Below are 16,851 nucleotides of genomic sequence, written 5' to 3'. Positions count from 1 at the left end.
GCACATTTTTTGGCAATTCTCTTTTTAATGATTGTAAACCATTTACGAGGCGATCGCCTTCATTTCTACCAATAGTTACAACGGCAATAGAGGACATAAATAATTAGATTATATTATTCTAATGATTATAATATTAGTAGGATTACTATAGCAATTAACCTTAAAATTGTGATTACAATGAGTAAATAATTTGAGTGAATTAATGATGTGATTTAGTTAACCTCAATTCTTCAACTTATTACTTATTAATAATTTTATAATTCATTCTGATTATTATGGTAAGTACTCCCTTTTCGTGGCAAGAATTAGAAAAACTGACTGATTATTCCATAGATAACGTTAATGGAGTGACAAATTCACAAGCACTTCTTAGACTATTCAATCAATCAGAAGAAAATGTCAGAGTCACTTTATATAGAGATCATCACGCATGGTGTCCATATTGTCAAAAGGTGTGGCTATGGTTAGAAGAAAAACAAATTCCCTACCGTATCAAAAAAGTAACCATGTTTTGTTATGGTGAGAAAGAAACTTGGTATAAAGAAAAAGTACCATCAGGAATGTTACCTGCTTTAGAATTAGACGGGAAAATTATCAGCGAAAGTGACGATATTTTATTAGCCTTAGAAAATGCCTTTGGAGTTTTAGGATTAGGAATGCAACACCCTAAAGTTATACCTTTGCGGAAATTAGAAAGATTATTATTTCGGGCGTGGTGTGGTTGGCTTTGTTATCCGACAATATTTAAAATGCAAGAAGATAATACCCGTAGGCAGTTTATCGAAGTGGTTAGGCAAGTAGAGTCAGCCTTAACTCTTACTGATAGCCCTTATTTTTTAGATGATTTTTCTGTCGTCGATGTCATTTTTATACCCTACGTTGAGCGTATGAATGCCAGTCTTTACTATTATAAAGGTTACTCATTACGGGAAGAAAACCCTTATTTTTCTCGATGGTTTGACGGAATGGAAACTCGCCCGACTTATAGAGGTACGCAAAGTGACTTTCATACCCACGCTCACGATTTACCGCCTCAAATGGGTGGATGTTATGAAAACGGCACAGATGAAGCTAAAATTAATCAAAAACGAGTAGATGAAGGGGATTGGTTTAGTTTACCAGATGTTACTTATCCTGAACCAGAAAATTCTCGTCAAGAAGCATTATATCGAGTTTTAAAACACCGTCAAAATATAATTAAAGTTAACCCTGCCGATAACCAATTATTCGATGAAGCGTTACGTTGTGCTTTAACTAACATGATAACTGGGGAAATTTGTATTCCTCCGTCTAATTCTGCCATCGCTTTACGATATTTACGAGATAGAATTAGTGTACCTCGTGATATGTCAATTTATGCTAGTAAAAGATTGCGTACAGCTTTAGAATTTACTGCTAGTTTAGATAGTAACAAACAACCTGAGCCTATAACTATACGTCACAGACGAGATCAAAATCCCCTTAATTTTATCTAACAATTAATTGAGTCAGGAATATCTGTGGAAAAAGCGTCAGAAAATTATGTTAATTAATGATTAACTATAACGAATAAAGATGAGAACAGACACAATTTTCTATCAGTTATTTTTAACATTTCCTAACCTTCTATTTGAGTTATTAAAACAATCACCAGTAGAAGGTTATCAATTTTCCTCAAGGGAAGTAAAGGAATTAGCAAGACGTTTTGATGGTATTTTTTTACCGCCAGAAAATGATAGGAATAAACCTATTTATTTTGTGGAAGTACAATTTCAAGAAAAAGGTGATTTTTGGTGGCGTTTCATTACAGAAATAATGGTATATTTAGGGCAATATCAACCGTTAAATGATTGGCATTGTCTCGCCTTATTTGCTAATCGAAAATTAGATACTGGTATCCCTTTTGCTTATCGTAATCTAGTAAGTAATGAACAAATACACATTTTTTACTTAGATGAATTAGAGACAGAGGAAAACTCATCCATAGCCTTAGAGATTATTTCCTTGATTATGAGTAAGGAGAGCGAAGCTATTAGTAAAGCGAAGAAAACAGTGAGTAAAATGAGAGTAGATGAAACTTTTAAAGTTAATCAAACTCAAATTTTACAATTAATTGAAACAGTTTTAGTTTATAAATTAAACAATATGACAAGGGAGGAAATTGAAGCCATGTTTACATTTGAAGATTTAAAACAAACTCGTTACTTTCAGGATGTCGCTGCCGAAGCGGAAAAAAAAGGCGAATTGAAAGGCGAATTAAAAGGTAAATTAGAAACAATACCTTTATTAATTGAGTTAGGAATATCTGTAGAAAAAATTGCTAATCGTCTAAATTTACCTTTAGATATGGTAAAAGAAGCCGTTAAAAAAGCGTCAGAAAATCATCTTGAGTAATGATTAAAATCTTGAATTGAAACTTTTACATTTTGTGAAAGAAAAATTTACTTATTCAACAGCATTAAATATTTATTAAAAAAGACATAATTATGACTACTGACAAAGTTCATGACATCATGAGGTATAATTACAATCCTCTTGATTTTATGTTTGCACCTAAATCCGTTGCTTTGATTGGTGCTTCAGAAAAAGAAGGTAGTGTCGGGCGCACTTTACTCTGGAATTTGATTAGTCATCCCTTTGGTGGCACGGTTTTTCCCATTAATCCTAAACGTAAAAATGTTCTCGGTATTCGAGCTTATAGTAGCATTAAAGAGTTACCAGAAGCTATCGACTTAGCCGTAATTGCCACACCAGCGATGACAGTGCCAAATATTATTAGGGAGTGTGTCGCTGCAAAAGTTAAAGGAGCGATTATTATTTCCGCAGGATTTAAAGAGATTGGGGTAAAAGGGATTAAATTAGAACAAGAAGTCCTAACAGAGGCAAGAAAAGGCAATTTACGCATAATTGGTCCTAATTGCTTAGGTTTAATGTGTCCTCCTAGTGGTTTAAATGCTAGTTTTGCTAGTACAAGTGCTAAAACTGGTAATGTAGCTTTTATCAGTCAAAGTGGTGCTTTTTGTACTTCGATTCTCGATTGGAGTTTGAAGGAAAATCTTGGTTTTAGCGGTTTTATTTCCGTTGGTTCAATGTTAGATGTAAATTGGGGAGATTTGATCTATTATTTTGGTGATGATCCTTTAACTAAAAGTATTGTCATCTATATGGAATCTATCGGTGATGCTCGATCTTTTATTTCCGCCGCTAGGGAAGTAGCCTTATCAAAGCCAATTATTGTCATTAAAGGTGGACGCACAGAAGAAGCCGCTAAAGCTGCTGCATCTCACACAGGGGCATTAAGTAGCAGTGATAAAGTCTTGGCTGCTGCATTTCGTCGTTGTGGTGTTTTACAGGTGGATACAATCAAAGAAGTGTTTAACATGGCGGATTTATTAGCGAAACAACCTCGCCCCAAAGGAAGACGTTTAACTATTCTTACCAATGCTGGAGGACCTGGTGTTTTAGCCACTGATGCGCTAACTTGGGGAAAAGGGGAATTGGCTTCTCTTAGTGAAACCACCATTGAAAAGTTAAATGAGATTTTACCTAGTCATTGGAGTCATAGCAACCCCATTGATATTTTAGGAGATGCGAATCCTCAAAGGTATGCACAGGCTTTAGAAATTGCAGCCAAAGATGACAATAGTGATGGATTATTAGTTATTTTAACTCCTCAAGACATGACGGATCCCACGAAGACGGCAGAAGAATTGACGAAAATCACGGGCAAAATTACTGATAAACCAGTGTTGGCTAGTTGGATGGGAGGCAGTGGTGTCGCTACTGGTGTCGAAATTCTTAATCGTGCCAAAATTTATACCCAACCTTATCCTGATGATGCGGCAAGGTTATTTAATCTCATGGGGCGTTATAGTTATAATCTTAAGGGTTTATACGAAATTCCTAGTTTTTCTAGGGCAAATAATCTCATTAATTCCGATTTGGCTACTCAAATTATTGCCCAGGCCCATCAAACTAACCGGACTTTATTAACGGAATACGAATCAAAACAGTTATTACAGGCTTATGGTATCCCTACGGTAACAACTATTATTGCTCAAACCGCAGAAAAAGCCATCGAATCGGCGGAAAATATTGGTTATCCTGTGGTGATGAAATTGCACTCTGAAACTATTACCCATAAAACAGATGTGGGAGGAGTTAGGTTAAATTTAACTAGCCAAGAGGATATAAAACAAGCTTTTCTTGCTATTCAAAAAGGTGTTCGTGATGGTGACTTTTTAGGGGTAACAATTCAACCGATGGTTAACCTTGAAGGTTATGAATTAATTTTAGGTAGCACCGTTGATCCTCAATTTGGTCCTGTGTTATTATTTGGTACTGGTGGACAATTAGTAGAAGTATATCAAGATCAGGCTTTAGGATTACCTCCTTTAAATAGTACCTTAGCCAAGCGTATGATGGAGCAAACCAAAATCTATCAGGCGTTAAAAGGAGTTAGAGGTAGAAAACCTGTAGATTTGGCTCAATTAGAGCAGATTTTAGTATTATTTAGTCAATTAGTCATCGAACAACCTTTAATTAAGGAAATTGACATTAATCCTTTATTAGCAGGGGAAAATAACTTAATTGCCTTAGATGCACGGGTGTTATTATATCCTTCTGATACTGAGAAAAAAGACATTATTCTTCCTGCTATTCGCCCTTATCCTAATCAATACATCTCCTTAGCACAATTAGCTGATGGTAAAGAAATTAAAATTCGCCCAATTCGCCCTGAAGATGAACCACAAGTCGCCTCTTTTTGTCAAGAGTTATCTCAACAAAGTGTTTATTTACGCTTTTTCCACTCTATTAGTTATCAATCCTTGATTTCTCATGAAAGACTTACTCGAATTTGCTTTATCGATTATGATCAAGAAATTGCTTTAGTAGTTAGTTATACTCATCCTGACACCCAGCAAAAAGAAATTTTGGCGATCGCCCGTCTAAGTAGGGTACATGGTAATACAGAACAAGCTGAATTAGGATTATTAGTCAAAGATAATCATCAAAAACAAGGAGTAGGCACATTATTAGGGCAAAATTTAATTAAAATAGCCGAAAAAGAAGGTATTAAGACAATAATTGCCGATATTTTACCTGATAATCAAGGAATGCAAAATTTATGCTTAAAATTAGGCTTTAAACTAGAGAAAAGTACTGATTTAGTAAGAGCAATTTATTATAATTAGGAATGGGGAATGAGGAATGAGGAATGAGGAATTAACAGGCAAGATGCCTATTCCATAATTATTAACTATTCTCATCAAAGCATTTATTCAGCAGACTCTAATTAACTCAATGGGTAAATTATCTATATCAGCAATAAAAGCGACTTCATAAACATTATCTCCTATCATCTGTTGTTGCGATGGTAATAATATCTTTAAAGAAGAGACAACGGAAGGATTTTCTAAATTGGCTTCGTGAAACTTATGTTCTAGTTGCCGTAACCATGTTGGTAAATTAACTCCCTCATGGGTAATGTCTAAGGAAAGATGATAATAACCAACATAATGTTCATCATAAAAGCTATCAGGAGCTGGTTTTGGTTCGGGTATTTGCATTAATTCTAATCTTCCCCCTAATCCTTCTAACCAACAGGCTAAAGTATAACCTGCGGTAAATCTTTCTTTAACGGTAAATCCTAATAGTTCATAAAATGCGATCGCTTTGATTATGTCCGCTGTCCGAATAGCAAAATGATGTATCATGACCAGTATTGACTTATTCAAATAAACGAAAATAAGGATAACGAGAAGGTGCACCTTTTTCTTTTTCTAAAATAAAATTAACAATCTCCCAACAAGGTTCATCAGAAGATTTCCCGCTAAACTCTACTGGTAAACCATATAATTTATAAATCTTACTTTCTGGTTGATCTCCTTGCCAATTATTACTTTTTTCCAAATAAGAACTAATTAAAGAATAATAACGTTCAGCAATAGTTACTTTTATGGCACGATAACCTTCTGTATAAAGACGATCTAAAGCCTCATGGATTTCAAATCTAATACCATCAGGATGAGTATGTTGACGATACCATTTATCTTCCCATAATCGCCAATGTCGATCTGATTGCAAATGTACTAGAACTTTTGTATTAGGATCAGCTTCAAAAGCACCATGACGAGGACATAAATAAGTATCTGTAAGAGTTAATGCTTCTATGGTTTGACGACAATGAGGGCATTTAATTTCAGGTCCAAAAATAGGATATTGAAAGTTTACATCAGTCATAATTTATCCTTAGCAAAGTTTGTTTTTAATTATAGTTCTCTTCTCCAAAAAAGCATCAAACTCATGTGTAACTATTTTAGTTCTGACTTTTATCACTTTTGTTATTTCATTTACTTTAGCTGTAGCGATCGCCTGAAAATGATTGAAGTCAAAAATATTTAATTATTCAATTCCTGAATTAGACATAAACATAATAAACAAGATTCTATTTATGTCTAATTGCTGATTCAATACCGCTCAAAATGGGATGGTTCTCGAAATTAAAGATCATAAAAAGATGATAAGGTTTTTTAAAGAACACTAAAAGTATTTGAGGGTAACACAAGTCTCTAGTACTAAGCCACTCCTTGTAAAGTAGGAATAAACTCCTCTCTCATAGTAGTAGTATATTGATGTACAAACGCTTCAGGAAAACCTCGATCAATTTCTCTCATGGTTGCCTGTTTAGCTTCGAGTGCAACTTGTAATACTTTCATGGCTTCTTTAGGTTGTCCTGCACCACAGAAAAATAAATCTGCGGCAAAATAACCATATTCAGGCCAAGTATGAATTGCAATATGAGATTCCGCTAAAGTAACGGTAGCTGTTACCCCATGGGGACTAAATTGGTGTACACACATATCTATTAAAGTAGCTTTTCCCGCCTTAATAGCATCTAACAAGCCTTGACGGATTCTTTCTGGATTATTTAAAAGATCTGCCGGTGCTTGCCAAGCATCTACCACTAAATGTGTACCCACTTTGTTCATTCTTGTCAACTCACTCCATACTGTGTTTGCTAAAAGGGACAATTGATTTTAACAGATTTTCTTCATCGGCTCATCCAAAACCTAGTTTATGTTTCTTCTTGAGTTGTAATAAAACTTGAGTGTTCATAGTAAGGTTAAGATAAAGTAAAGAAAAAAATCATCCAAACAACCATCATATACAATTTACTTGATATTTGTCAACAGTTGAGGGAGAATATTTCTTTATTGTTTTGTCTTTGCTAAAATAGTAAGTCACGAACAAAAACAGAAATTTATTTCTGATCAACAACAAAGATAAAATGCTCAATCCTGATTTAGAAGCCATACAACTGAATAAAGACGAGTATGAGCGCTACGCTAGACATATTATTTTGCCGGAAGTGGGTTTAGAGGGGCAAAAACGTATTAAAGCGGCTAGTGTACTCTGTATTGGTACGGGGGGATTAGGATCGCCCTTGATTCTCTATTTAGCCGCCTCTGGTATTGGGAGAATAGGCATTGTTGACTTTGATATTGTCGATACTTCTAACTTACAACGACAAATCATTCATGGGACATCTTGGGTAGGCAAACCAAAAATTGAGTCTGCCAAACATCGAATTTTAGAGATAAACCCGGCTTGTCAAGTGGATTTATACGAAACTCGTTTAAGTGCAGAAAATGCCTTAGACATTATTGCCCCCTATGATATAGTCATCGATGGTACAGATAATTTTCCTACTCGCTACCTTGTTAATGACGCTTGTGTATTGTCTAATAAGCCTAACGTTTACGGCTCAATCTTCCGTTTTGAAGGACAAGCAACGGTTTTTAACTATGAAGGTGGTCCGAATTATCGTGACTTATATCCTGAGCCACCACCGCCGGGTATGGTGCCTTCTTGTGCCGAAGGAGGGGTTTTAGGAGTACTACCCGGTATCATTGGTACCATTCAAGCTACCGAAACCATTAAGATAATTTTAGGGGCCAAAAATACTCTTAGTGGGCGTTTATTGTTATTTAACGCATGGGATATGAAATTTCGTGAATTACGTTTACGACCTAATCCTGTGCGCCCGGTGATTGAAAAATTAATCGATTATGAGCAATTTTGCGGTATTCCTCAAGCTAACGCCGAAGCGGCTAAAACTGAAAGTGAGTTACAAGAAATAACTGTTACAGAGTTAAAAACCTTACTAGACAGTGATGCTGATGATTATGCCTTAATTGACGTGCGTAATCCTAACGAATACCAAATTGCTAAAATTCCTAATGCTGTATTAATTCCTTTACCAGACATCGAAGACGGTGATGGAATAGCAAAAGTTAAAGAATTAGTCAAAAACAAAACACGTTTAATAGCTCATTGTAAGATGGGAGGACGTTCAGCCAAAGCGTTACAAATCCTTAAACAAGCTGGAATTCAAGGTATTAACGTCAAAGGTGGTATCACTGCCTGGAGTAAAGAAGTCGATTCTTCTGTGCCAGAATACTAAAATAATTGGCAGTTAACAATTAACAAGATTGAATAAATATTCTCCGTCATTAAAAGAATCAACTCGATCAACTTCAATTAGTGGCTATTATTTAAGATATAGTTTTAATCAATAATTATTTTTGATCATGAAAAGCATTTATAAATTAACAACCCTAATTCTTGTTACCCCGTCTCTATTTACGTTTATTTTTCCCCCTATAGCTAAAGCAAATAATCAATTTGATGTTTGCCTTCAAGAATTAACCTCCGCAGGGGTAGATGTAAAACAAGCACAAACAGGCTGTGCAGATGCTTTAGTGCCTAGGGAATTATCTACCTGTGTCCGTAACATTAGTACTAACACAGAGATAAAAGCTATTGATGCACTTAAAAGTTGTTATCAAGTAAGACGACCGTTAGATATGGGTAACTGTGTTGTTAACATTAACAAGAATAGCATTTTAACAGCGGCCACCAAAACTAATACTGTCAAAAAAGAAACAGAAACTACCACAGAAACAAATCAATTTACTCCTATGGAAGAGGAGACAACATCAACAACAGCTCAAATATCTCCTGTTATGATGGCGTTAAAAACTTGTCAGGCTAGTCTTTTACCTGCTAGACATTCAGAGTGTGTAGTTGCTTTGTCTCGTACTCCATCAGTAGCTAATCCCACTAAAGCAATGGAAACTTGTCTGAGTGCAGAAGATTTCCCTAGAGATTTGTTTCCTTCTTATCAATAAACTTTAATGTAAGTTAAATGAGTCGAGTGCTTAATATCTAATACCTAATACCTAATACCTAATACCTAATTATTCCTCATCCCACTTATCAACGACAATTAGATCACGAACAGGATCTTGCATTGAAAAGCCGAAAGCTAATAATTCGGACTTGAGAAACTTCCATTCATCCCCAAATAATAAGGCAATTTTACCGATGTTATCGTGGGGTTGAATAATTTTTGAGTTGACGAGAGAAGATACTTTTTGTTGCAATTTCACCATTGGGTGAATGACTTGCTTAGGTTGCATAAAGTTTTTTGCTGTTACTAATACTGTTATAATGACTATTGGTTAACTATTTGCTCAAGCCTTCACGAGAATAGCCGTTTATGTGCTGATTCTGATAAATCTCGTGACTATTGCTTTGTAGCCAATATTGATGATAAGCAACTTTGAATAGAAAATCGCTGCTTATATTTAACTTACCATATAATCAATTTTTTTGCCATCATATTTTTAAATTCCTATTTTTGTTGATTTGTGGGCTAAGCCCACCCTACTTTTTATCAATTATTAAAAATGACTCCTCCTAATTCCCAAGATGTTCAAACTCTTTTTAATGATATTGCACCAATTTATGATCAAATGAATGATTGGTTAAGTTTTGGTATTCATCGTGTTTGGAAGTTGATGACAGTAAAATGGAGTAATCCGCAACCCTATAATACTGCGTTGGATTTATGTTGTGGGACTGGTGACTTAACTTTTTTAATGGCAAAACAACTGGTAAAAGGTAAGGTTATCGGCGTTGATTTTTCTTCTCAATTATTAGCTAAGGCTCAAAAAAAACAACCTTTTAAGTCTTTAAATAGCGAGATTCAATGGTTAGAAGCTGATGTTTTGAGTTTGCCTTTTGATAATAATTATTTTGATTGTGCTACTATGGGTTATGGATTAAGAAATGTTACTAATATTTCCGCTTGTTTACAAGAAATTCAACGGGTTTTAAAACCTAATAGTAAAGTGGCTATTTTAGACTTTCATAAGCCTTCAGATAATTGGGTTGCTAATGGTCAAAAATGGTATTTAGATAAGATAGTTGTTACAATTGCCGATTTGTTAGGTACTCCTTCAGAATATGCTTATATTTATCCTAGTTTAGAGCGTTTTCCTAATGGTGAAACTCAAATTCAATTAGGTTTAAATGCTGGTTTTTCTCAAGGAATCCATTATCCTTTATTTGGTGGTATAATGGGAGTTTTAGTCTTAACTAAATAGACTTGTTTAAAAAGTTAGATTAATGGTTCATAAGCAATGGTCATAATCAGAATAATTGATAATTTTACTCAGTGTCTAATCAAATATTATTAATAATAAACTTCAAACGATAATTTATTAATTCAAAAATTTTTTTGACCAATAATCCATGTTAATTTTAATAGTTGATTAACAAAAAACTTGTAAATTTAAAATTAATTAGTTAGTAATAATGCCTTTAGAATTTTATAATTGGTGGCAAATTGCACTTCCTCCTGTGGCTGGTTCAGTTATAGGATATTTTACTAATGATTTAGCCATTAAAATGCTATTTCGTCCTTATCAACCTTTATTTTTCTTCCGAAAACAATTACCTTTTACTCCGGGGTTAATTCCTAGAAATCAAGAGAGATTAGCAAAAAGAGTTTCTGATACAATTATGAACTCTTTATTAACTCCTGAAGAGTTGCAAAAATTAGCAAAAAGGCTACTGCAAAAAGAGAGAGTTGAAGGAGCAATTTTATGGTTGTTACAGTTAACATTAAAGCAAATAAAAGATGATAAAGAACAAAAATCAGCAAAAATTTTAGCAGATATTTTAAGAGATTTATTCGGAGATGCTTTACCAAAGTTATTAAAAATTTTAGCCCGAAAAGATGATTTTTTATCTAGCCAAATTGATCAAATTTTTGACCGGGTTTTATTAGAGTTTAAGTTAACAGAAATTCAAGCTAGACAATTATCTGATTGGTTATTACAAGTTATTTTTGCACCTGATTTATTACGTCAAGCCTTAGTTAATTTTTTGACGGATAGAAATATTAGTGTTATTGATGAAGGTTTCAGGGAAAAAACAAGCGGTACTTATTGGGTTGTAGCAAATTTATTCGGAGTAAAAAATGCTTTAAATCGTTTACGAACTTTCTGTTTAGATGAAAAAGATATGGCTAATTTACGCATTAAAGAATTACTTTTATCTTTAGAAATTAGAAATAGATTAAAAGAGTTTTTTTTGCAGTTTTCTTTACAAAATTTACCCGTTGCTACCGTTAAACAATTAAGACAAACAACGAATAAAGCTGTCAGGGATTATATTCAAGAAAAAGGAGCAGATTTTTTACATGAATTTGGGTTATCTATTGATTGGGATAAGGTATCAATTTTAATTATTAATCGTTTACAAGCCTCCACTGTTGTTAACAATTCTTTAGGGTTAGTTAGTGAAGAATTAGCCTTAATTTTAGAGCGTTATTTAGAAGAAGATTTAGAAAAAATTGTTGCTCAAGCTATTCCTATTTTATCCATTGATCAAGTTATAATTGAAAGAATAAAAGCCACCACTCCTGAACATTTAGAAGAAGCAACTCAAAGTATTGTTAAAAGTGAGCTACAAGCTATTGTTAATTTAGGTGGTATTTTAGGTTTAATTATTGGTTTAATTCAAAGTGTTATTTTAATCATAACTTAAATTTATGACAACTACTGCTGATGATGTTTGGCAATTATTAGCCGAATTAGCAAACGCTCAAAAAGAAACAGAAAGACGTTTTCAAGAAACAGAAAGACGTTTTCAAGAAACAGAGCGTATCTTAAAAGAACAATCCCAAAAAACGGATCGCCAAATCAAGCAAGTTAACGAACAAATTGGTAAATTAGGTAATCGTTTAGGGGAATTTGTGGAATGGCAAGTGCGCCCTTGTGCGGTGGAGTTATTTCGCTCAAGAGGTATAGATGTTCATGAGTTACAATCTGATGTTTCTGTTAAACGCATCGATGGTGGTTTAGAAATTGATTTATTAGTAGTTAATGATACTGACGTAGTTTTAGTGGAGGTAAAAAGTAAATTAAGTCAAAGGGATGTGGACGAACATTTAGAGCGTTTAAGTAAGTTTAAAAAATTTATGCCTCGTTATCAAAATATGAGGGCATTTGGTGCAGTAGCGGCTATGGTTGTTAGCGATCAAGTAGCACATTATGCTTATGGTAAAGGGTTATTTGTCTTAGCTCAAAGCGGCGATACTATGAAAATTGTTAATAGTACTGAATTTAAACCTCAAGCGTGGTAAGTACAATATTACTTTAACTGTCAAAAGTTCCATTAAGTTTAAAATAATCTTGCCTTTCTATTTTGATTGTCTTAAAAAACTGTATCACTAAAAAAAAGTCCCCGTTAAGAGGACTGTGATATTTTGGCGATCGCTGGTTTAGAATCAGGAAATTAAAAGATATTTTTAAGAATCTGGGATAAATAACTTAGTTTCTTCTACATACTTCCATGATATTCCTTCAGGATCTCGACTTTGACTCCAAAGGGAAAAATCAGCTTCTGATTTACGTTTACCTACCGTGCTAGGATGAACTTCTAAACGTTTTGCTAATTCACTCTGAGTTACAGCATTATTTAAAGTTTCTACTGTAGGAGGAGAGTCATCGGTTTCTTCTATATTGGGGGGCAAAGGAGAGTTGGAAAAAACAGATTGACTTGGTTGTGGAGGAATTACTGTAGTTGTAAAAGTCTGACTAAGTTCTGGGGTATCAGTTAAAGATTTAACTTCTGGGGATGGAGATTCAACAACGGTTGTCGGGTTAGAAAATGAAGTGCTTAAATTAGATTCAGGTGCTAAGTCAGTATCGTCATCGGGCTCACTATCGTCAAATATACTACCTAATGCGTTAGCCGTCAAGAAATAATAAACAATCCCTTTATCTTCATATAATCGTTTAACGGCGCCATATTCTTGGGTTTTTTCTTCTAAATACCAACGGGCAGTATTAGCACTTAGGTTGGTTTTATTGGTAAGATCTACTACCGTTATACAACCTTGATGTACTTGGATTAATTGATTAAAAAAAGGATCGACTTGTTCAGATAGTTGTTTAAAACGGTATCTTTGCCATAATTTATAGCCTAAGGTGAAGAAAAAAATTCCCACAAGTAAAGGCCAAAAAACAAAGACTACCATGGTGATTAACGCTAGGGGCAGTAACACTAAAAGGATACTGTTAGCACCACTATCTATTACTTTTCCAGTCATAGTGTTAAGTGGTTATATTAATAATAAAAGACAATGAATCTTGTTGATTTTGTCTAAATACTTGACAATTATAATTGAAAACCACTTAAAATTCAAAATTTAATTGTTGCCCACTTTGATCACTATTGCCAGAATGACTATTCTTCATGGCTGACTTTGAAAAGAAATTTAATGTAAAAGCCTCGTGGAATTAGTAGAAGTTTCAGTAACTATATTACTTTTTGTTTTAAGTATTGTTACTGCTTTCGAATATTGAGGATCGGCTTTAGTAGCTAATAAAGATGGATTTTGACTAAAAAGAAATTCTTGTTCTCGACTTATATCTTGAACAATATCTGGTGCAATACCTTTTTTATTGATATTCATACCACTAGGAGGATAATAACGAGAAATTGTCACCGCTAATCCTGAACCATCGGATAAAGAATGAACAGATTGTACCAGACCTTTCCCAAAAGTTGTTGTACCAACAATAGTTGCTCGTTTATTTTCTTTTAAAGCACCTGTTAAAATTTCACTGGCACTAGCAGAATTGCCATCAACTAAGACAACTAAGGGTAAATCAGTCATGGCAGAGTTATTGGCTTGATAAGTACGATGTCCGCCACGGCGATCAACAATATCGACAATTTCTCCCTGAGACATCCACATTCTGGCAATATCAACACTGGCAAATAATAATCCTCCCGGATTGCCTCTTAAATCTAAAACGAAAGCTGAGGCTTTTTGTTTTTTTAGTTCACTAATAGCTTGTTTCATTTGTTCTGCCGCTAGAGAACTAAATTCATCTAATTTGATATAGCCAACATTTAATTCTCCTTCTTTTTTCAAACTGAAATCAACGGAAGGAACTTCAATTTGACTACGGGTAATTTTAACTTCAAATGCTGGTTTTTTTTCTCTCGAAATTTCAATACTTACTTGTGTACCTAATTCTCCTTTTAAGGCTTCTGACGCTTGATCTAAATTCATTAATGCTGTCGGTTTGCCGTCAATTCTGACAATGCGATCGCCTCTTTCTAAACCTGCTTCGGCGGCAGGAGATTTTTTAATAGCATCGATTATATATAAATCTTGAGTACGAGGATCAATGGCAATGCGAATACCAACCCCTGATACTTCCCCTGATGTTTGATTAGTAAGCATTTCAAATTGTTCGGGAGGCAGAAAACGAGTATAAGGATCGCCTAATTCTTTCAAGGCTTGATTGATGGCACGATAAGCCTGTTTCTTATTAAGATAATTCTGCTTTAAAAGTTCTTCTCGTTTGTTTTGCCAATTAACTTGATTAAAATTGTGATCGACAAATTCGTTATTTACTATTTGCCAAACTTCATCTACTACCATTTTAGGGCTATCAGTCATTTCAGCATGAGCGAAGGGAGGCGTAAAAAAAGTGAGTAAACCGCCGGTAGCTAAAGTTGCTAAAACTGATTTCAAAAGAGGCATTTGCGTGGTTTTTTTTGCTGACTGATTCATAAATCTGGGGTAAGTCAATAATTCTCGATATTTTCCTGTCTCAACCTGTCTTGAGAATTTCTGATTGATAGCTTTAACAGATTAAGTCATTATCTATATTGTAGTAAGTAAAAAGCCGATTTAACAATGATAATGATCAGAATTAGAAATTAGATATTCCTAGTGATAGACAGTGAGATCTTCTCCTCCTTTCAAGTATCTTGTGTTTTCCTCGTTTTAAGGGTTTTTTTATGAATTTGAGGATAACCTAAAGGACGTATATCTTCATATTTTCTATTCGCTTCTTTTTGTTTTATTTCAGTGTAATCTAACCAGTAAATACAATTAACCGGGCAGGTATCTATGGCTTCTTGGATAATTTCTTCTGTATCACCATCCTGATTATAAACCCTTGATCGCCCGTAATTATTTTCTAAATAAAAAGTATTAGAAGCAACGTGAACACAATGTTTACAACCAATACAAATCGCTTCATCAACATAAACCCCTTTTTCTCGGTCTAAACCGCCTAATTCAGGCTCAAATCCGCTTCTTTCAGGGTTATCTCGCCAAATTCCCCCTAATTCTGGTTCAAATCCTGTGGTTAATAGTTCATCTGATTGATTTAACATTATTTTTAAAATTAAATATTATCGCAAAAAAAAGGTTCTACATTATGATAAACAAAAAATCTGATTAAAGTATGCTCTATTTCAAGATAATTTACCTTCCGATAAAGTCTATTGAATAAATTAGCAACAACATAATTAACTTTAATCTTAGGAAAACGTTTTTTAGCCCCAGCGATCGCCCGAAGGGATATATCAAATGGGGTAATATTTTCAACTCTTAATTTCAAAGAGAATAAAACTATCTTTGAGCAGTTTGTCCAAATAGGATATTTCTACTTTCTTCGGTAACGGTTGGTTGGTTTTTAAACTGTTCAGCTTGTTGATATGCTCTAATCACCCCTTCTCTTTCTCCTATGCGCTTAAACCACGCTTCTAAATGGGGAAATTCTTTTATGTCCTGCTGTTGATTGAGGTAAGGTACAATCCAAGGATAACAAGCCATATCAGCGATGGAATATTCTCCCACAATATAATCCTTTCCTGCTAACTGTTTATTTAACACACCGTATAATCGATTGGTTTCCTTGACATAACGATCGATGGCATAGGGTATTTTTTCGGGAGCATATAAACCGAAATGATGATTTTGTCCTGCCATAGGGCTGAGTCCGCCTACTTGCCAGAATAACCATTCTAAAGTTTTAGCGTATTGTCGAGTATCGGCAGAAATAAACTTACCCGTTTTCTGGGCTAGATAAAGTAATATTGCCCCTGACTCAAATAAACTAATGGGTTGTCCACCATCGACAGGATTACTGTCAATAATGGCAGGAATACGATTATTAGGGGATATTTTCAGGAAATCAGGTTGAAACTGCTCTCCCTTGGCAATATTAACGGGAATAATTTTGTAATCTAGTTCAGCTTCTTCTAAAAAGATGGTGATTTTATGCCCATTAGGAGTTGTCCAATAATAAAGCTCAATCATGGTAATTTAATTATATTCTTTAGCAATTTCTATTTTTCCCTATAAATAAAATCCCTGTTCAACCCCTACAAATTCTTCATTCCTCATTCCTCATTATCTTCTAAACATTTTTAACATTCTTTGAGTGACCAAAAATCCTCCTGAAATGTTAATTGTGCCTACTAAAATGGCGATCGCCCCTAATATACTGGTAATTGAGCCTGATTCACCAGAAATCTGCAACATTCCACCAATAATAATAATGCCACTGATGGCGTTAGTTACACTCATTAACGGCGTATGTAAAGCAGGGGTTACATTCCAGATGACTTGCCAACCGACAAACACGGCCAGAATAAAGACAGTAAAATGAGACAAGAAAGATTCAGGTGCACCAATACCAATAC

General features: G+C 34.4%; 18 protein-coding genes. 8 read left to right on the top strand and 10 right to left on the bottom strand.

Translation table 11 applies throughout. The features are described from left to right. Window positions 1-275: 275 nt before the first annotated feature. The 3 genes from FWJ34_RS11370 to FWJ34_RS11360 all read left to right on the top strand — a co-directional run bounded on the left by FWJ34_RS11370 (window position 276) and on the right by FWJ34_RS11360 (window position 5,174). Window positions 276-1,475, top strand: a complete 1,200-nt coding sequence (locus tag FWJ34_RS11370) for a glutathione S-transferase family protein (RefSeq protein WP_308255436.1) — start codon at window positions 276-278, stop codon at window positions 1,473-1,475. 79 nt (window positions 1,476-1,554) lie between these two features. After that, the gene (locus FWJ34_RS11365) at window positions 1,555-2,373 is read left to right on the top strand and encodes an Rpn family recombination-promoting nuclease/putative transposase (protein ID WP_308255435.1); all 819 of its coding nucleotides are present in this window, start codon (window positions 1,555-1,557) and stop codon (window positions 2,371-2,373) included. 92 nt (window positions 2,374-2,465) lie between these two features. Then, window positions 2,466-5,174 (top strand): bifunctional acetate--CoA ligase family protein/GNAT family N-acetyltransferase, encoded by a 2,709-nt coding sequence (locus tag FWJ34_RS11360; protein ID WP_308255434.1) that lies wholly within the window; start codon window positions 2,466-2,468, stop codon window positions 5,172-5,174. 87 nt (window positions 5,175-5,261) lie between these two features. Here the strand turns inward: FWJ34_RS11360 and FWJ34_RS11355 are convergent, their stop codons facing one another. The 3 genes from FWJ34_RS11355 to speD all read right to left on the bottom strand — a co-directional run bounded on the left by FWJ34_RS11355 (window position 5,262) and on the right by speD (window position 6,971). Continuing rightward, window positions 5,262-5,693, bottom strand: coding sequence for a VOC family protein (locus FWJ34_RS11355; RefSeq protein WP_308255437.1), 432 nt, complete (start codon window positions 5,691-5,693; stop codon window positions 5,262-5,264). Window positions 5,694-5,709: 16 nt separating this feature from the next. Further along, window positions 5,710-6,222, bottom strand: a complete 513-nt coding sequence (locus FWJ34_RS11350; RefSeq protein ID WP_308255433.1) for a TIGR02652 family protein — start codon at window positions 6,220-6,222, stop codon at window positions 5,710-5,712. A gap of 335 nt (window positions 6,223-6,557) precedes the next feature. Then, window positions 6,558-6,971, bottom strand: coding sequence for an adenosylmethionine decarboxylase (gene speD, locus FWJ34_RS11345; RefSeq protein WP_308255432.1), 414 nt, complete (start codon window positions 6,969-6,971; stop codon window positions 6,558-6,560). 299 nt (window positions 6,972-7,270) lie between these two features. On the opposite strand from speD, the gene moeB reads away from it, so the two are divergent. Together moeB and FWJ34_RS11335 are read left to right on the top strand one after the other, a co-directional pair. Further along, entirely contained in the window at window positions 7,271-8,446 is a 1,176-nt protein-coding gene (moeB, locus tag FWJ34_RS11340) for a molybdopterin-synthase adenylyltransferase MoeB (RefSeq protein ID WP_308255431.1), read from the top strand. 127 nt (window positions 8,447-8,573) lie between these two features. Further along, the gene (locus tag FWJ34_RS11335; RefSeq protein ID WP_308255430.1) at window positions 8,574-9,173 is read left to right on the top strand and encodes a hypothetical protein; all 600 of its coding nucleotides are present in this window, start codon (window positions 8,574-8,576) and stop codon (window positions 9,171-9,173) included. 69 nt (window positions 9,174-9,242) lie between these two features. Here FWJ34_RS11335 and FWJ34_RS11330 read toward each other — a convergent pair whose 3' ends face one another. Next, window positions 9,243-9,464 (bottom strand): DUF4327 family protein, encoded by a 222-nt coding sequence (locus FWJ34_RS11330; protein WP_308255429.1) that lies wholly within the window; start codon window positions 9,462-9,464, stop codon window positions 9,243-9,245. Window positions 9,465-9,734: 270 nt separating this feature from the next. Here FWJ34_RS11330 and ubiE point away from each other — a divergent pair, with 270 nt between their 5' ends. From ubiE to FWJ34_RS11315, 3 genes are all read left to right on the top strand, one after another. Beyond that, window positions 9,735-10,433 carry a bifunctional demethylmenaquinone methyltransferase/2-methoxy-6-polyprenyl-1,4-benzoquinol methylase UbiE gene (ubiE, locus tag FWJ34_RS11325; protein ID WP_308255428.1) on the top strand — a complete coding sequence of 233 codons (699 nt, stop codon included), beginning with the start codon at window positions 9,735-9,737 and terminating at the stop codon, window positions 10,431-10,433. A 211-nt stretch (window positions 10,434-10,644) separates the two neighbouring features. Beyond that, window positions 10,645-11,880: a DUF445 family protein gene (locus FWJ34_RS11320; protein ID WP_308255427.1), complete on the top strand. Its 1,236-nt coding sequence runs from the start codon at window positions 10,645-10,647 to the stop codon at window positions 11,878-11,880. Window positions 11,881-11,884: 4 nt separating this feature from the next. Continuing rightward, window positions 11,885-12,478 carry a hypothetical protein gene (locus FWJ34_RS11315; protein WP_308255426.1) on the top strand — a complete coding sequence of 198 codons (594 nt, stop codon included), beginning with the start codon at window positions 11,885-11,887 and terminating at the stop codon, window positions 12,476-12,478. A gap of 165 nt (window positions 12,479-12,643) precedes the next feature. Here the strand turns inward: FWJ34_RS11315 and FWJ34_RS11310 are convergent, their stop codons facing one another. The 6 genes from FWJ34_RS11310 to FWJ34_RS11285 all read right to left on the bottom strand — a co-directional run. Then, window positions 12,644-13,447 (bottom strand): hypothetical protein, encoded by an 804-nt coding sequence (locus FWJ34_RS11310; RefSeq protein ID WP_308255425.1) that lies wholly within the window; start codon window positions 13,445-13,447, stop codon window positions 12,644-12,646. 168 nt (window positions 13,448-13,615) lie between these two features. Continuing rightward, the gene (ctpB, locus tag FWJ34_RS11305; protein ID WP_308255424.1) at window positions 13,616-14,926 is read right to left on the bottom strand and encodes a carboxyl-terminal processing protease CtpB; all 1,311 of its coding nucleotides are present in this window, start codon (window positions 14,924-14,926) and stop codon (window positions 13,616-13,618) included. A gap of 191 nt (window positions 14,927-15,117) precedes the next feature. After that, a complete protein-coding gene (locus FWJ34_RS11300) occupies window positions 15,118-15,537 on the bottom strand; it encodes a ferredoxin (protein ID WP_308255423.1) in 420 nt (139 codons plus the stop codon). 11 nt (window positions 15,538-15,548) lie between these two features. Further along, entirely contained in the window at window positions 15,549-15,764 is a 216-nt protein-coding gene (locus FWJ34_RS11295; protein ID WP_308255422.1) for a hypothetical protein, read from the bottom strand. Between the two features lie 11 nt (window positions 15,765-15,775). After that, window positions 15,776-16,465 (bottom strand): glutathione binding-like protein, encoded by a 690-nt coding sequence (locus tag FWJ34_RS11290; RefSeq protein ID WP_308255421.1) that lies wholly within the window; start codon window positions 16,463-16,465, stop codon window positions 15,776-15,778. A 93-nt stretch (window positions 16,466-16,558) separates the two neighbouring features. Continuing rightward, a partial coding sequence (locus tag FWJ34_RS11285) for a proton-translocating transhydrogenase family protein (RefSeq protein ID WP_308255420.1) occupies window positions 16,559-16,851 on the bottom strand: 293 nt, incomplete at its 5' end.

The sequence above is a fragment of the Geminocystis sp. GBBB08 genome (assembly GCF_016743215.1).
GTDB lineage: Bacteria > Cyanobacteriota > Cyanobacteriia > Cyanobacteriales > Cyanobacteriaceae > Geminocystis.
The sequence above is the reverse complement of the archived record's forward strand: the minus strand, read 5'-3'. Positions and strand labels throughout refer to the sequence as shown.

Bases quoted from the DNA above. Each gene is read 5' to 3' on its own strand.
- FWJ34_RS11370 (WP_308255436.1), top strand. From the start codon at position 276: ATGGTAAGTACTCCCTTTTCGTGGCAAGAATTAGAAAAACTGACTGAT.
- FWJ34_RS11365 (WP_308255435.1), top strand. From the start codon at position 1,555: ATGAGAACAGACACAATTTTCTATCAGTTATTTTTAACATTTCCTAAC.
- FWJ34_RS11360 (WP_308255434.1), top strand. From the start codon at position 2,466: ATGACTACTGACAAAGTTCATGACATCATGAGGTATAATTACAATCCT.
- FWJ34_RS11350 (WP_308255433.1), bottom strand. From the start codon at position 6,222: ATGACTGATGTAAACTTTCAATATCCTATTTTTGGACCTGAAATTAAA.
- speD (WP_308255432.1), bottom strand. From the start codon at position 6,971: ATGAACAAAGTGGGTACACATTTAGTGGTAGATGCTTGGCAAGCACCG.
- moeB (WP_308255431.1), top strand. From the start codon at position 7,271: ATGCTCAATCCTGATTTAGAAGCCATACAACTGAATAAAGACGAGTAT.
- FWJ34_RS11335 (WP_308255430.1), top strand. From the start codon at position 8,574: ATGAAAAGCATTTATAAATTAACAACCCTAATTCTTGTTACCCCGTCT.
- FWJ34_RS11330 (WP_308255429.1), bottom strand. From the start codon at position 9,464: ATGCAACCTAAGCAAGTCATTCACCCAATGGTGAAATTGCAACAAAAA.
- ubiE (WP_308255428.1), top strand. From the start codon at position 9,735: ATGACTCCTCCTAATTCCCAAGATGTTCAAACTCTTTTTAATGATATT.
- FWJ34_RS11320 (WP_308255427.1), top strand. From the start codon at position 10,645: ATGCCTTTAGAATTTTATAATTGGTGGCAAATTGCACTTCCTCCTGTG.
- FWJ34_RS11315 (WP_308255426.1), top strand. From the start codon at position 11,885: ATGACAACTACTGCTGATGATGTTTGGCAATTATTAGCCGAATTAGCA.
- FWJ34_RS11310 (WP_308255425.1), bottom strand. From the start codon at position 13,447: ATGACTGGAAAAGTAATAGATAGTGGTGCTAACAGTATCCTTTTAGTG.
- ctpB (WP_308255424.1), bottom strand. From the start codon at position 14,926: ATGAATCAGTCAGCAAAAAAAACCACGCAAATGCCTCTTTTGAAATCA.
- FWJ34_RS11300 (WP_308255423.1), bottom strand. From the start codon at position 15,537: ATGTTAAATCAATCAGATGAACTATTAACCACAGGATTTGAACCAGAA.
- FWJ34_RS11290 (WP_308255421.1), bottom strand. From the start codon at position 16,465: ATGATTGAGCTTTATTATTGGACAACTCCTAATGGGCATAAAATCACC.